Below are 13,316 nucleotides of genomic sequence, written 5' to 3'. Positions count from 1 at the left end.
AGGAGGTTATTTTATTTAAAATTCCAAGAGACTTTCCATTTTAATATTTTAGGTAGGAGGAAATACGTAATGAAACTAGTCACTAAAAATCCGATGTAAAAGCTAGACAATGACTGCTCATGACTTAGTATTAAACCTCCGATGATTCCACCAAAGAAAATCGCACAAGCTAAAACTACTTTTTGTAGTTTTGGATATAATAAGTAGTTACCATTTCGCTCATTGACTGAACGGGCATATAAATATATACCGAGTGGTAATAAAATAAGGATATGTGCAATAGGTCCAATCAATGTTTTGACCGGTGGAATCTTTGTAAAGTTTGGCTCGTTATGACGTACTCCATTTTGATCAGTATAAGCGCTTTGTGGATCATAATTAAAGTAAATATTAAAATCTTCTGCTGGACTAGAAATACGTATGTTTTCCATAACATCATGTATAATGCCATTGTTCTCATGAAAGTCGGCATTCGAGTGAACAGCAATAACTCCTGATATTAGAGATGGAAGTAACACTGGGAAGATTAATATAGCTGCAGTAAGAAATCCTTGCGATATCACATTTCCAGCGATTGTTCCTATACATAAGGCAAGTGTATAAATAGCAATTAATACAATTAACATGTATATAAAGTAACTATGAAAGGGGGAGAATACTTGATATTTATTATGAAAAGTCAACTTTTTCATAATAGCAAATAGTCCCCAGTTTAAAACGACAACAGCCGCGATATTACAGATTCCAAACAACCACTTTGTTATATAGAGGTGCGAACGTTTAAAGGGCATAGACCATAACAAGTCGCTAGTGTTATTTTGTCTTTCCCATCCAATTAACGTACAAGCTAGAATGATTAGCAAACTACCTAACAGCATGATAGAATCTAGAAGTGTTAAATCAAAACTGTAATGATATATAGCTTTCCATTTTTTATTCATATTTAGAAAATATTGCTGTTGAATAGAAGTCATATAGTATTTATATGATAAAGTACAGAAGCTGACGAGCCAAAATAACCATATAACATATTTACTTTGTTGATACGTTCTTAGCCACAGTGCTTTTTGAAACATAGGATCTCTCCTTTAAAAAACTTTATAATTTGTTAAGCGTGATAATATAACATAAGTAATGATTCCAGCGAGAAACAAACTGATATAGTAGTTTGGTAAGAAAAAAAATTGATTGATTTTATAGCCACCTAGTAATGCAAAGTAAATGGTTGTCCCCCATATACATATTCGTAAATGCTGTTGGAAAATAAATATCTTTTGACTGTTTTCATTTGGCGATCGTTTATATAAATATGTTCCAAGTAGTAAGTAAACTATTGTATAAAAAATAGGGACTAACATTGATTTGGCTGAATAATAGTGATAAGATGCTGGATTTCTTAAAATAGTTGAGTCATTTTCTTTTTTACGTGATTCAGGATTATATTGGTAATAAATCGTGAAGTTATATATTGGTGCAACTATATTTGTTTTTTTATTGATTTCATAAAGTTGTTGATCTAATTTATTATTTTTAGTATTGGTAGCCTCTAAATGGTTTATCGTAAAAGTGTACACTAGTGGAATAAATGTAAGCCCCATTAGTAACCATGGAATACAAAAAACAACCTGTGAAATAATGCTTCCAGTAAAAGTACCGATACATAGAGCAGCTGTATAGACTGCAACATAAGAAACTATCGCATAAAGAAAGTATCGGTGAAGTGGACTAAATGATTGATAATCAAAATGGATAGTTGTTCTATAAATAACATACATAATAATCCAATTTATAAGTAACGAGCTCACAATACAGAAGGAACCGAAAGCCCATTTAGATAAGAAAACATGTTTTCTTTTAAATGGCATCGTCATAAGTAGTGTATTAGATTGGTTGCTACGTTCCCATCCTATCAATAAGCAGGCTAAAGCAATGATAAGAACAGTTAACCAAAAACTATTACCATCTCGTGCAGAAAAGGTATAAAAATAATAATACTGTTCCCCTTTTTCTTGTAATTCGTAATATTTATCGAGTTCCATCTGAGCACTTCTATAGTATCCGAGAGATAGAAGATAAAGTGAACTGAAGAGAAAAAGTAACGCAGCATATTTCCCGCGCTTCCAATTCCACATCCACAACGCTTTATGAAACATATCCATCCTCCTCCAGTGTCGTAACGAAGACATCTTCAAGTGACATTGTTAATTCTTCAATGAGCAGTGGTTGCTCTTTATAAAACTTCTCCAGTGTTGTAGCCACATTTCCCTCAATTAAGATTGTATATATTTTTCCTGTTTGATTTAATATTTTAATATTGCTTAAGTTTTCTAGTTTTTGAGGTAATGAACGCTCGTAAGCTACTTGTATTTTTGCAAATTGTGATTTTGCATCGTCTAGTGACGTAATAGATGCTACAGTATGTCCTTTTAACATAATGATTGTATCTGCAATTTGTTCCACTTCATCTAAATGATGGGTAGAGATGAAAATGGTAATTTCTTTTTCTGCAACTTCTCCAACGAGAAACTGTAAAATCTGTCTTTTAACGATAGGATCAAGTCCGTTTGTTGGTTCATCTAAAATAATATATTCTGCTTTTGCAGCAACAGCTAAAATGATGGCAAGCAGTGCTTTCATTCCTTTTGAATAACTACGAATTCGTTTGTTTGGTAAGTTGAAACGTTCTAGTAGTTCGTAGAAATATGGTTCATCAAATGCTGTATAAACTGCTTTATAAAACTTCACGATTTCTTTTACTGTATAACCGTTCAGTATGTTAGTAGAATCCGGAACATATACGATTTTTTGTTTCGTTTCAGGATTTTTATGGATGTCGATATCCTCATATGTAACAGTTCCCTCGTCTGGGTCTAAAATGCCGACCATCGTTCGTAATAAAGTTGTTTTTCCCGCGCCGTTTCTTCCAAGTAATCCGACGATACTACCTTTTTGTAATGTGAAAGAAACATCGTCTAAAATTGTTTGATTATCAATTGTTTTCTTCAAGCTTGTCACTTTCAACATCCGTATTCCCTCCAATCTCTTTATAGTATGAATCTATCCAATCATGAATTTTATCTTTCGTAATACCAAGATAAGAGGCTTCTAATAGTAATTGATGAAATTGCTTTTCAACCATAGCGATTTTCCTTTCGTCTAATGTTGGGGTAATCGATTGGGATACAAATGTTCCTTTTCCTCGTAACGTTTCAATAATTCCTTGTCTCTCTAACTCTTGATACGCTTTACTCACTGTATTTGGATTTATAACGAGTAAAGAAGCGAGTTCGCGTACAGAAGGAAGTTTATCACTTGGAGCCAACATGTTTTTCAATACGAGTTCTTTTATATTTTGAACAATTTGTTCCCATATCGGAGTGTTGCTTCTTGGGTCAAGTTGAATATGCAAGAGCAATGTCTCCTTCCTCATATGTATTAAGTGTACTACTATGTGTAATACACTTAATACAATATAGGGGACGAATGTATTTGTCAACTGAAAATAATAGAAAAAATTGGTATTAAAAAAAGGAGAATTGGAAAAAATAGGTCTGATATAGAATGGAGGGTTAGTCATGAAGCGAGTTTTTGGAATACTTGTTTGTTTCATGTTATTGCTTTCTGGAACTTCAGTGAGTTTTGCGCAATCTGAAAAAACGAAGCAGGAGAAAACAGAAGAAACAACGCCGAAGTTAGCGGAACAAGCGTCGTCAGCAATCGTAATTGAGCAAGATACAGGTAAAGTTTTATTTGATAAAAACCCAAATGAAAAATTACCACCTGCTAGTATGACAAAGATTATGACAATGCTTTTAATTATGGAACAAGTTGAAAAAGGAAAACTAAAACTGACCGATAAAGTTAGAGCGAGTGAACATGCAGCTTCAATGGGTGGATCGCAAATCTTTTTAGAACCTGGGGAAGAGATGACTGTAAATGAGATGTTAAAGGGTATTGCAATTGCATCTGGAAATGACGCATCTGTTGCAGTAGCTGAGCACATCGCAGGTTCAGAAGAAGGATTTGTAAATATGATGAACAAAAAGGCGAAAGATTTAGGGCTGAAAAATACACATTTTCAAAATCCAACAGGTCTTCCGGCCAAAGACCATTATTCGACAGCAAATGATATGGCTATAATGGCGAGAGAATTGATGAAGTATCCACTTATTCGTAAATACACAGGTAAGTACGAAGATTATTTACGTGAAGATACGGATAAAAAGTTTTGGCTCGTTAATACGAATAAACTAGTACGTTTTTATCCTGGCGTAGATGGAGTAAAAACAGGTTTTACGACAGAAGCGAAATATTGTTTAACAGCATCGGCTGAAAAAAATGGCATGCGTGTCATTTCAGTTGTCATGGGAGCACCAACATCAAAAGAACGGAACAACCAAGTGACGAAGCTTCTTGACTATGCATTTGGACAATATATGACAAAGAAATTGTATACGCGCGGCGAAAAAATTAAGACAGTTCAAGTAGGAAAAGGGAAAAAAGAAAAAGTAGATTTAGTTGCGTCAGATAATGTTTCTCTTCTTATGAAGAAGGGCGAGAATATGGACAAGGTAAAACAAGAAGTAATTGCTGAAAAGAAAGTAAAAGCGCCGATTAAAAAAGGTGACGCGCTTGGTACACTTGTTATTAAAAAAGATAAAGATGTTTTATTAAAACAAACAATTGTAGCAAAAGAAGATGTTGCTGCAGCGAGCTGGTGGGAGTTATTTAAAAGAAGTTTTGGGATGTTTTCAACATCAAAATAGCGGCAAATATTTTGCCGCTTTTCTATTCGTATGTAAGTGAATAATGCTGAAAGGTTTCACTTTATGACGAAATAGTTCTTCTTTTGTCAGCAGGAAGGATTCTTATTTTGTATCACGAAAATCTTTATGTATGTGAATAAGTAAAGTTTGAGCATAAGGAGGAAATCGTGTGAGTCTTTCCATGCAATTAGAAGTAAAACGTGACGTCCTATGTGTGAGACTAGAGGGTGAATTAGATCATCATACGGCTGAAGAGTTGCGAACGAAAGTAACAGATATGATTGAGACACATGGTGTTCATCATATTGTTTTGAGCCTAGAGAACTTATCGTTTATGGATAGTTCTGGTCTAGGTGTTATATTAGGCCGATATAAACACGTAAAGGGATTAGGTGGAGAAATGGTTGTTTGTGCAATTTCACCGCCTGTTAAGCGTTTATTTGAAATGTCGGGCTTATTCAAAATCGTTCGCTTAGAAGAAAGTGAAGCGCACGCGCTCGCGACGTTGGGGGTGGCATAGATGAGAAATGAAATGAACCTTCAATTTTCAGCATTAAGTCAAAATGAATCATTCGCTCGCGTTACAGTGGCGGCTTTCATTGCACAACTAGATCCAACGATGGAAGAATTAACGGAGATTAAAACAGTTGTGTCAGAAGCGGTTACAAATGCAATTATTCATGGATACGAAGGAAATGCAGAAGGTATTGTTTATATTTCTGTAATTTTGGAAGAAGCAATGGTGAAACTCACGATTCGAGATGAAGGGATTGGAATCTTTAACTTAGATGAAGCGAGACAACCCCTTTTTACAACTAAACCTGAATTAGAGCGTTCCGGAATGGGATTTACTATCATGGAAAATTTTATGGATGAAGTAGAAGTTATTTCAAACGAATCTTTCGGGACAACAATCCATTTGACAAAATACTTATCAAATAGTAACGCTCTATGCAATTAAGGAGAATAGCCTATGGACATAGAGGTCAAAAATGAGAAGAAGAAACCTCAGTTAAAGGACCACGAGCTAAAAGCGTTAATTCAAAAAAGTCAAGATGGAGATCAACAAGCGAGAGATACAATCGTTCAAAGTAATATGCGCCTCGTTTGGTCGGTTGTACAGCGGTTTCTTAATCGAGGATACGAACCAGACGACCTATTTCAAATTGGATGTATTGGGCTCTTGAAATCGGTAGATAAATTTGATTTATCTTTCGACGTGAAATTTTCAACATATGCAGTTCCAATGATTATTGGTGAAATACAACGTTTCTTACGCGATGATGGATCAGTGAAAGTTAGTAGGTCTTTAAAAGAAACAGGAAACAAAATTCGAAAGATGAGAGATGAGCTTTCGAAAGAATTCGGAAGGGCTCCAACGATTAATGAAGTGGCAGAGGCACTAGAACTAACGCCAGAGGAAGTTGTTCTAGCACAAGAAGCGAGCCGGGCCCCTTCATCTATACATGAAACTGTATATGAAAACGATGGAGATCCAATCACTATTTTAGATCAAATTGCAGATCAATCTGAAACGAAATGGTTCGATAAAATTGCTTTAAAAGAAGCGATTAGAGAACTAGATGAACGAGAGCGCTTAATTGTATACTTGCGTTACTATAAAGATCAGACACAATCAGAAGTAGCAGAGCGCATAGGCATTTCGCAAGTACAAGTTTCAAGACTTGAAAAGAAAATATTAAAACAGATGAAAGATCGAATAGACGAATAATTGTCTATTCGATTTTTTTATGCTGTTAATAGGAGAGAGATGTAAATTTTCGAAAAAATTTACAGAATTTATTGATAATTTAGTCAATTTAAAATATAATCCAAGTATGAACTTGTCATAAAGGGGGAAGGAAACATGGAAACGAGGCAACAATGGGGAACGAGAGCTGGATTTATTTTCGCAGCGGTCGGATCTGCCGTTGGATTAGGAAACATATGGCGTTTTCCTTATACAGCGTATGAAAATGGAGGAGGAGCATTTTTTTTACCGTATTTATTTGCATTATTAACGACTGGTATTTCATTGTTAGCGTTTGAGTTTGCCCTTGGTCATCGTCATCGTGGTTCAGCACCACTTACATTTTTCCGTATTAGCCCGCGTGCCGAATTTATTGGATGGTGGCAAATGTGCGTAACATTTATCGTTTCAACATATTATGCAGTGATTATTGCTTGGTCTATATCGTATACATACTTTGCAATTACTGGAGCATGGGGAAAAGACACGCAATCATTTTTATTTAAAGAGTACTTACATGTTGCAGATAAGCCAGGACAATTTGGAGGACTTGTACCGGAAGTATTAATTCCGTTAGCTCTCGTTTGGATTATTGTGCTTGGCGTTGCATTTAAAGGAGTTAAAAAAGGAATCGAGGTTGTTAACCGTATATTTATTCCTTTATTAGTTGTTATGTTTCTTATTATCGTCGTTCGTGCAGTGACGATGGAAGGCGCTATGCAAGGACTAGATGCATTCTTTAAACCAGATTGGAGTCGTATTTTTGATGGGAAAGTATGGCTTGCTGCTTATGGTCAAATATTCTTTAGTTTATCTTTAGCATTTGGAATTATGATTACGTATTCTAGTTATTTACCGAAAAACTCGGATACAACAAATAATGCCTTTATTACTGGATTTGCAAACTCAGGATTTGAATTATTAGCAGGTATTGGGGTCTTTGCAGCTCTTGGATTCATGGCAAATAATATGGGAGTACCGGTTGATAAAGTAGCAAGTGCTGGCGTTGGGCTTGCGTTCGTAGTATTTCCCCAAATTATTAATGAATTGCCGATGTCACCGTTGTTTGGTGTTTTATTTTTCTTATCGTTAACGGTTGCTGGAATTACATCACTTATTTCACTCGCGGAAGTATGCTTTGCCGCTGTATCTGAAAAATTCAGTTTAAGTCGGGAAAAAACTATTGGAATTATGGGAACCCTTCTCGTGTTAGTTTCTCTTGTTTTTGCAACACGTGGTGGACTTATGTTCTTAGATGTTGTCGACTATTTCGCTAATAATTTCGGATTAATTACAATTGCACTTGCGGAAGTAGTTACGATAGGACTCATTTTACGCCGTTTACCAGTTTATCAAAATCATGCAAACTTTGTATCTGATATTAAATTAGGAACGTTTTGGAGAGTGAGTTTACTCGTTATTACTCCGCTTATGTTAGGGTATATGCTAATTGATGGTACAATCCAAAATATTAAAAAGAACTACGGAGATTATCCGACTGAGTTTGTTGTAACGTATGGTTGGTCGATAGCGGCAGCATTCCTCATAGTTGCAATAATCATTGGCCTGAAAAAATGGGATGCACAAATTCATTCGGATTCTGCCAAGCTTGAAAAAGAATGGAAAGATCGAGGTGTTTCATAATGAGTGGATCAGCGATTATGATGATGGTTATTGGAATAGTAGTCATTTGGGGAGGGCTTGCATTAAGTATTGCAAACTTATTTAAGAAAAAGGCATAAGTAAAAAACATCTGTACCGAAATGGTGCAGATGTTTTTTTATGAAAAAATTGTATTAGAAAAAAATTCAATAACCATACTACAACTACGAGGAAGAGTGAAGGGGTGAATGAAAGTTGGAACAAACGATTTATATTAAAATGCGCAATCGTTTAAAAGTTTCTCCTACTTATGAAGTAAAGCTGGGCGATGTTGCTCAACTTGCCGGAGATTCTTCCGTAGTTGAGTTGTTACAAAATGAGATAGTTTACAAAATAACAGCGCATGATAAGACGCATGTTGTAATTGATGTTATGAAAGTAATTGAGATTATTCAACAGAAAGCATCTCACGTACAAATTAATTTACTCGGTTCTGGACAAACTCTTGTTGAAATTATATACGAAAAAAAGAAGACACACCCAATTTTTTTCGGGCTTGTATGGCTGTTACTGTTCATTGGAGCGGCCCTTGCGATCATTTATTTCCATGAAGATGTAAGTATGCAACAAGTACATCAACGGTTATATTACATGATTACTGGAGAATTTAATGCACAACCACTTTTATTTCAAATTCCTTATTCTTTAGGTCTTGGCTTAGGGATGGTTTTATTCTTTAATCATGTATTTCAAAAGCGAATTAATGAAGAGCCGAGTCCGTTAGAAGTTGAGATGTTTCAATACCAACAGTCACTTGATCAGTATGTAATCGTTAATGAAAACAAGGATAATATGAAACAACTTGCCGATGATTGAGTCTGGATTTGTTATTTTAATTGGTTTAGCTGGAGGGATTGCGGTAGGTAGCGGATATGTCGCATTTTTAGCTGTACTTGGTATAATCCCCCGTTTAGCTCAATTAACGAGAAGTGGAAAGCATATTCAATATTTTGAGTGGGCAGTCATTGCAGGTACTTTAACAGGGGCTTGGTGCAGTTTGAAAAACATTACATTTCAAACGTCGCAATATTGGCTCGTTATATTAGGGATATTTTGTGGCACGTTCATTGGAATGCTTGCTGCGGCATTAACAGAGGTGTTAAATGTTCTACCTATTTTAGCGAAACGAGTAGGGGTAGAGGGGAAGATTATTGTTTTACTCGTTGCTCTTGTACTTGGGAAAGTAATAGGATCGTTGTTTCACTGGATTTATTTCGTAAAGTAGGAGGCAGTATATAAATGACAAGTCAGAAATTGAAGGATGATTACGTAAATAAAGTGAAGGAGTATCATCCAAAGCCAAACTATTTACTAAATTGTATCAAAGCATTTCTTGTAGGTGGACTCATTTGCACAGTTGGAGAAGTATTGATGAAATTTTATATACATTATTTTCACTTCAGTGAACAAGAGGCAGGAAACCCAACTGTTGCAACCCTTGTTTTATTATCCGCGATTTTAACAGGGTGTGGTGTATATGATAAAATCGGTCAATTTGCTGGAGCAGGATCAGCGGTACCGGTAACAGGATTTGCAAATTCTATGGCGAGCGCTGCCTTAGAACATAAGAGCGAAGGAGTTGTTCTAGGGATTGCTACAAATATGTTTAAACTGGCAGGAAGTGTGATTGTATTTGGGGTTGTTGGTGCATATATCATTGGGTTAATAAGGTATACCTTTAAAATTTTTATGTCTTAAAGGAGGGCTAGTATGAGGTTGACCGGAAAACAAACGTGGGTATTTCAAAATGATATATATGTGAATGCAACGGGTACTGCTGTCGGTCCGAAAGAAGCTGAGGGCCCTCTTGGGAAAAAATTTGATATTTCATATGATGACTTGCATTGTGGAGAAGAAAATTGGGAGCTCGCCGAACGAAGATTAATGTCAGACTCAATTCAACAAGCAGTGCAAAAAGGGAATATAAAAACATCGCAAATTGATTTCTTTTTAGCGGGAGATTTATTAAATCAAACAGTGACAGCAAATTATGTTGCGCGTAAGTGGGGCATTCCTTTTTTAGGAATGTTTAGCGCTTGTGCGACGTCTATGGAGACTTTAGCAGTTGGCTCAGCTTTTATAGACGGTGGATTTGCAAATCGTGTCTTAGCTACAGTAAGTAGTCATAATGCAACGGCTGAAAGACAATTTCGCTATCCAACAGAGTACGGTGGACAAAAGCCAGGGACAGCAAATTCAACTGTGACTGGTGCAGGATCTATATTAATTAGCAATGAAAAAAGTGCAATTAAAATTACGTCGGCTACAATTGGAAAAGTGCAAGATTTAGGAATCACAAATCCTTTGGATATGGGGGCAGCGATGGCTCCAGCAGCAGCTCATACAATTCAACAACATTTTGAAGATTTAAGAAGAAGTGCCGATGATTATGATTTGATTGTTACGGGTGATTTATCAGCTGTTGGGACGCCGATTGCGAAACAACTTTTACTTGAGGAAGGTTATGATCTTGGGCATATATACAATGATTGTGGATTGATGATTTATGAATCAAGTCAAGAAGAAGTGTTTGCAGGTGGTAGTGGTTGCGCTTGTTCAGCAGTTGTCACATATGGTCATTTATTACACGAGATGCAAAAAGGGAATTTACAACGAATTTTTGTCGTTGCGACTGGTGCATTATTAAGCCCGATGATGATGCAACAGAAGGAAACGATTCCAACAATTGCACATGGTGTCGTATTTGAGAGAGTTAAAGGAGAGTGAATTGTGGATTTTATATATGCATTTCTTGTAGGTGGAGTTATTTGTTTAATTGGGCAACTATTGTTAGATTTCGTAAAGTTAACACCAGCTCATTTAATGGCAACTTTTGTAGTCATCGGAGCAATTTTAGATGGATTTGGATTGTACGATAAACTAATAAAGTTTGCAGGTGCTGGAGCAACAGTCCCTATTACAAGTTTTGGACATTCACTATTGCACGGAGCAATGCATGCAGCAGAAAAACATGGATATTTAGGAATTGGTATTGGCATGTTTAGTTTAACGTCTGCGGGCATTTCCGCAGCGATATTGTTTTCGTTTTTTATAGCACTTATATGTAAACCGAAAGGATAAATCAAATGAGACGAAGGGTTGTTTTGGTCACAGATGGAGATGAATATGCAAAGCGGACAATTGAGCTTTTAACGAAGGAATTTGGGGGAAGGTGTATTTCAGCATCACAAAGTAATCCAACCAAATTGACAGGGAAAAAAGTTGTTGAGCTTATTATGCAAACGCCATATGACCCTGTATTTGTCATGTTTGATGACAGTGGATTTATTGGAGAAGGATCTGGTGAAAAGGCTTTAAAATATGTGGCTACCCATAAACAAATTGATGTGCTCGGTATTTTAGCGGTAGCGTCTAATACGCATCATTGGGAATGGGCACGTGTAGATGTAAGTGTAGATCGGAACGGGAATTTAACCGAATACGGTGTTGATAAATTTGGACTTCCAGATGGTGAAATTGGCAGGATTAGCGGAGATACAATATATTGTTTAGACGATTTAAATGTTCCTGTCATTGTTGGAGTCGGTGACATTGGTAAGATGTGTGGAAATGATGAATGGGAGAGGGGATCACCTATTACGAAGAAAGCAATTCAATTAATTTTGGAAAGGAGTGGTTTTTATGACGAAGCCTAAAAAAGTGGATATCCCTATATCAACTTTCATAAGTGACAATGAAAATTATTTAAAGCAGACAGTTGGACTAGGCGTTACATACGATGTCGGCATTCGTAAATTTCAAATTTTGAATAAAGAAATTGGTGTGTTATTTGTAAACGGACTTTGTGATACAAATTATATTATCCCTATTTTAGAAGAAGCGGTGGATACAAATGAGATAAGGGATGTAGAAGAAGATACAGTGAAGCTTTTAGAGAATCGCTTAATCCATCAACAAGTAAGTAAAGTGAAAACGATGGATGAGGTAATGCTCCAAGTATTATCAGGACTCATCGTGATATTTGTGGAAGGTGAAACGGAAGCGTTCGCGATCGATGTTCGTAGTTATCCAGGGCGAACACCGACAGAACCAGATACCGAAAAGGTAGTACGAGGTGCGAGGGATGGATTTGTTGAAAATATCGTTGTAAATACAGCGTTAATTCGTAGGAGAATTCGAGATCCACGTCTTCGAAATGAAATGGTTCGAGTAGGAGATAGATCGCAAACGGATATTTGTATTACATACGTTCAAGATGTTGCAAATCCAGATTTAGTAAAGATTATAAAACAAGAATTAAATAACATCGATGTAGATGGAATTACGATGGCGGATAAAACAGTAGAAGAATTTGTTGTAAAGCAAAGCTATAACCCATTCCCACTTATTCGATATACAGAAAGGCCAGATGTAGCAGCAAATCATCTACTAGAAGGACATGTGTTAGTACTTGTTGACACATCGCCAAGTGCTATGATTACACCGACAACATATTTTCATCATTTACAGCACGCGGAAGAGTTTAGACAAAATCCAGCTGTCGGTACATTTTTACGCTGGGTGCGCTTTTTAGGTGTTATATTCTCGTTATTTTTATTACCATTTTGGTTAGTGTTTGTATTTGATCCAACTCTTTTGCCAGCAAATCTTGCTTTTATTGGACCGACTAAGATGACGCATTTACCAATTTTATTACAGGTGTTAATGGCAGAGGTCGGACTTGAGTTTTTAAGGATGGCAGCCATTCATACTCCAACACCGTTATCGTCTGCAGCAGGGTTGATTTCCGCTATATTAATTGGTCAAATTGCAATTGATGTAGGTTTGTTTGTGCCAGAAGTAATTTTGTATGTAGCAGTTTCGATGGTTGGTGCATATGCAACACCGAGTTATGAATTAGGATTAGGGAATAAGGTTGGGAAATTGTTTGTTATTATTTTAACAGGTCTCTTCCATGAGATGGGATTTGTAATTGGTATGACGATATTAATTTTATTTTTAACGTCTATAAAAAGTTTACAAACACCTTATTTATGGCCGTTTTTACCATTTGATTGGGGCGCGTTAACAAAAATTTTACTCCGTCCAACGATGTCTAGTTTAAAAGTACGACCAAGTATTGTAAGACCTCAAAATGTAAAAAGACAAAAATAAACGGGATTATACACCCGTTTATT

17 protein-coding genes are annotated in these 13,316 nt (G+C 36.1%); 13 read left to right on the top strand and 4 right to left on the bottom strand.

What is annotated here, in order from left to right:
• Positions 1 to 11: 11 nt before the first annotated feature.
• From GBN91_RS01565 to GBN91_RS01550, 4 genes are read right to left on the bottom strand one after another with little or no spacing between them, the layout of a single operon-like run.
• On the bottom strand, positions 12 to 1,076 hold the full coding sequence (locus tag GBN91_RS01565) for an ABC transporter permease (RefSeq protein WP_152121217.1): 1,065 nt from the start codon (positions 1,074 to 1,076) through the stop codon (positions 12 to 14).
• 12 nt (positions 1,077 to 1,088) lie between these two features.
• Positions 1,089 to 2,153, bottom strand: a complete 1,065-nt coding sequence (locus tag GBN91_RS01560) for an ABC transporter permease (protein WP_086411648.1) — start codon at positions 2,151 to 2,153, stop codon at positions 1,089 to 1,091.
• Positions 2,143 to 3,024: an ABC transporter ATP-binding protein gene (locus tag GBN91_RS01555; RefSeq protein WP_086411649.1), complete on the bottom strand. Its 882-nt coding sequence runs from the start codon at positions 3,022 to 3,024 to the stop codon at positions 2,143 to 2,145. The genes GBN91_RS01560 and GBN91_RS01555 overlap by 11 nt, the downstream gene beginning before the upstream one ends.
• A complete protein-coding gene (locus tag GBN91_RS01550) occupies positions 2,990 to 3,409 on the bottom strand; it encodes a GntR family transcriptional regulator (RefSeq protein WP_000548027.1) in 420 nt (139 codons plus the stop codon). The genes GBN91_RS01555 and GBN91_RS01550 overlap by 35 nt, the downstream gene beginning before the upstream one ends.
• 166 nt (positions 3,410 to 3,575) lie before the next feature.
• On the opposite strand from GBN91_RS01550, the gene dacF reads away from it, so the two are divergent.
• The 13 genes from dacF (at position 3,576) to spoVAF (ending at position 13,293) form a co-directional block, all read left to right on the top strand.
• Positions 3,576 to 4,766 (top strand): serine-type D-Ala-D-Ala carboxypeptidase DacF, encoded by a 1,191-nt coding sequence (gene dacF, locus GBN91_RS01540; protein WP_000831998.1) that lies wholly within the window; start codon positions 3,576 to 3,578, stop codon positions 4,764 to 4,766.
• 169 nt (positions 4,767 to 4,935) lie between these two features.
• A complete protein-coding gene (gene spoIIAA / locus GBN91_RS01535; protein ID WP_000059135.1) occupies positions 4,936 to 5,286 on the top strand; it encodes an anti-sigma F factor antagonist in 351 nt (116 codons plus the stop codon).
• A complete protein-coding gene (gene spoIIAB / locus GBN91_RS01530) occupies positions 5,287 to 5,727 on the top strand; it encodes an anti-sigma F factor (protein ID WP_001243398.1) in 441 nt (146 codons plus the stop codon).
• Positions 5,728 to 5,739: 12 nt separating this feature from the next.
• Entirely contained in the window at positions 5,740 to 6,498 is a 759-nt protein-coding gene (gene sigF / locus GBN91_RS01525; protein WP_000350729.1) for an RNA polymerase sporulation sigma factor SigF, read from the top strand.
• 135 nt (positions 6,499 to 6,633) lie between these two features.
• Positions 6,634 to 8,160: a sodium-dependent transporter gene (locus GBN91_RS01520; RefSeq protein WP_000450088.1), complete on the top strand. Its 1,527-nt coding sequence runs from the start codon at positions 6,634 to 6,636 to the stop codon at positions 8,158 to 8,160.
• The gene (locus GBN91_RS01515; protein WP_000016826.1) at positions 8,160 to 8,258 is read left to right on the top strand and encodes a methionine/alanine import family NSS transporter small subunit; all 99 of its coding nucleotides are present in this window, start codon (positions 8,160 to 8,162) and stop codon (positions 8,256 to 8,258) included. The genes GBN91_RS01520 and GBN91_RS01515 overlap by 1 nt, the downstream gene beginning before the upstream one ends.
• A gap of 115 nt (positions 8,259 to 8,373) precedes the next feature.
• Positions 8,374 to 8,994, top strand: coding sequence for a stage V sporulation protein AA (locus GBN91_RS01510; RefSeq protein WP_000438369.1), 621 nt, complete (start codon positions 8,374 to 8,376; stop codon positions 8,992 to 8,994).
• Positions 8,987 to 9,403, top strand: coding sequence for a stage V sporulation protein SpoVAB (gene spoVAB / locus GBN91_RS01505; RefSeq protein ID WP_000572936.1), 417 nt, complete (start codon positions 8,987 to 8,989; stop codon positions 9,401 to 9,403). The genes GBN91_RS01510 and spoVAB overlap by 8 nt, the downstream gene beginning before the upstream one ends.
• 14 nt (positions 9,404 to 9,417) lie before the next feature.
• The gene (gene spoVAC, locus GBN91_RS01500; RefSeq protein WP_017673595.1) at positions 9,418 to 9,876 is read left to right on the top strand and encodes a stage V sporulation protein AC; all 459 of its coding nucleotides are present in this window, start codon (positions 9,418 to 9,420) and stop codon (positions 9,874 to 9,876) included.
• A gap of 12 nt (positions 9,877 to 9,888) precedes the next feature.
• Positions 9,889 to 10,905, top strand: a complete 1,017-nt coding sequence (gene spoVAD / locus GBN91_RS01495; RefSeq protein WP_001241163.1) for a stage V sporulation protein AD — start codon at positions 9,889 to 9,891, stop codon at positions 10,903 to 10,905.
• Positions 10,906 to 10,908: 3 nt separating this feature from the next.
• Positions 10,909 to 11,259 (top strand): stage V sporulation protein AE, encoded by a 351-nt coding sequence (gene spoVAE / locus GBN91_RS01490; RefSeq protein ID WP_000345916.1) that lies wholly within the window; start codon positions 10,909 to 10,911, stop codon positions 11,257 to 11,259.
• Between the two features lie 5 nt (positions 11,260 to 11,264).
• Positions 11,265 to 11,834 (top strand): stage V sporulation protein SpoVABEA, encoded by a 570-nt coding sequence (gene spoVAEA, locus GBN91_RS01485; RefSeq protein ID WP_001254415.1) that lies wholly within the window; start codon positions 11,265 to 11,267, stop codon positions 11,832 to 11,834.
• A complete protein-coding gene (spoVAF, locus tag GBN91_RS01480; RefSeq protein ID WP_000165596.1) occupies positions 11,821 to 13,293 on the top strand; it encodes a spore germination protein SpoVAF in 1,473 nt (490 codons plus the stop codon). The genes spoVAEA and spoVAF overlap by 14 nt, the downstream gene beginning before the upstream one ends.
• The last annotated feature ends 23 nt before the right edge of the window (positions 13,294 to 13,316 follow it).

The organism is Bacillus sp. B1-WWTP-T-0.5-Post-4 (assembly GCF_009183795.1).
Classification (GTDB): Bacteria; Bacillota; Bacilli; order Bacillales; family Bacillaceae_G; genus Bacillus_A; species Bacillus_A cereus.
The sequence above is the reverse complement of the archived record's forward strand: the minus strand, read 5'-3'. Positions and strand labels throughout refer to the sequence as shown.

What these genes read in the sequence shown, in the direction of transcription:
- GBN91_RS01565 (WP_152121217.1), bottom strand. Translation starts at nt 1,076, where the DNA reads ATGTTTCAAAAAGCACTGTGGCTAAGAACGTATCAACAAAGTAAATAT.
- GBN91_RS01560 (WP_086411648.1), bottom strand. Translation starts at nt 2,153, where the DNA reads ATGTTTCATAAAGCGTTGTGGATGTGGAATTGGAAGCGCGGGAAATAT.
- GBN91_RS01555 (WP_086411649.1), bottom strand. Translation starts at nt 3,024, where the DNA reads ATGTTGAAAGTGACAAGCTTGAAGAAAACAATTGATAATCAAACAATT.
- dacF (WP_000831998.1), top strand. Translation starts at nt 3,576, where the DNA reads ATGAAGCGAGTTTTTGGAATACTTGTTTGTTTCATGTTATTGCTTTCT.
- spoIIAB (WP_001243398.1), top strand. Translation starts at nt 5,287, where the DNA reads ATGAGAAATGAAATGAACCTTCAATTTTCAGCATTAAGTCAAAATGAA.
- sigF (WP_000350729.1), top strand. Translation starts at nt 5,740, where the DNA reads ATGGACATAGAGGTCAAAAATGAGAAGAAGAAACCTCAGTTAAAGGAC.
- GBN91_RS01520 (WP_000450088.1), top strand. Translation starts at nt 6,634, where the DNA reads ATGGAAACGAGGCAACAATGGGGAACGAGAGCTGGATTTATTTTCGCA.
- GBN91_RS01515 (WP_000016826.1), top strand. Translation starts at nt 8,160, where the DNA reads ATGAGTGGATCAGCGATTATGATGATGGTTATTGGAATAGTAGTCATT.
- spoVAB (WP_000572936.1), top strand. Translation starts at nt 8,987, where the DNA reads ATGATTGAGTCTGGATTTGTTATTTTAATTGGTTTAGCTGGAGGGATT.
- spoVAC (WP_017673595.1), top strand. Translation starts at nt 9,418, where the DNA reads ATGACAAGTCAGAAATTGAAGGATGATTACGTAAATAAAGTGAAGGAG.
- spoVAD (WP_001241163.1), top strand. Translation starts at nt 9,889, where the DNA reads ATGAGGTTGACCGGAAAACAAACGTGGGTATTTCAAAATGATATATAT.
- spoVAEA (WP_001254415.1), top strand. Translation starts at nt 11,265, where the DNA reads ATGAGACGAAGGGTTGTTTTGGTCACAGATGGAGATGAATATGCAAAG.
- spoVAF (WP_000165596.1), top strand. Translation starts at nt 11,821, where the DNA reads ATGACGAAGCCTAAAAAAGTGGATATCCCTATATCAACTTTCATAAGT.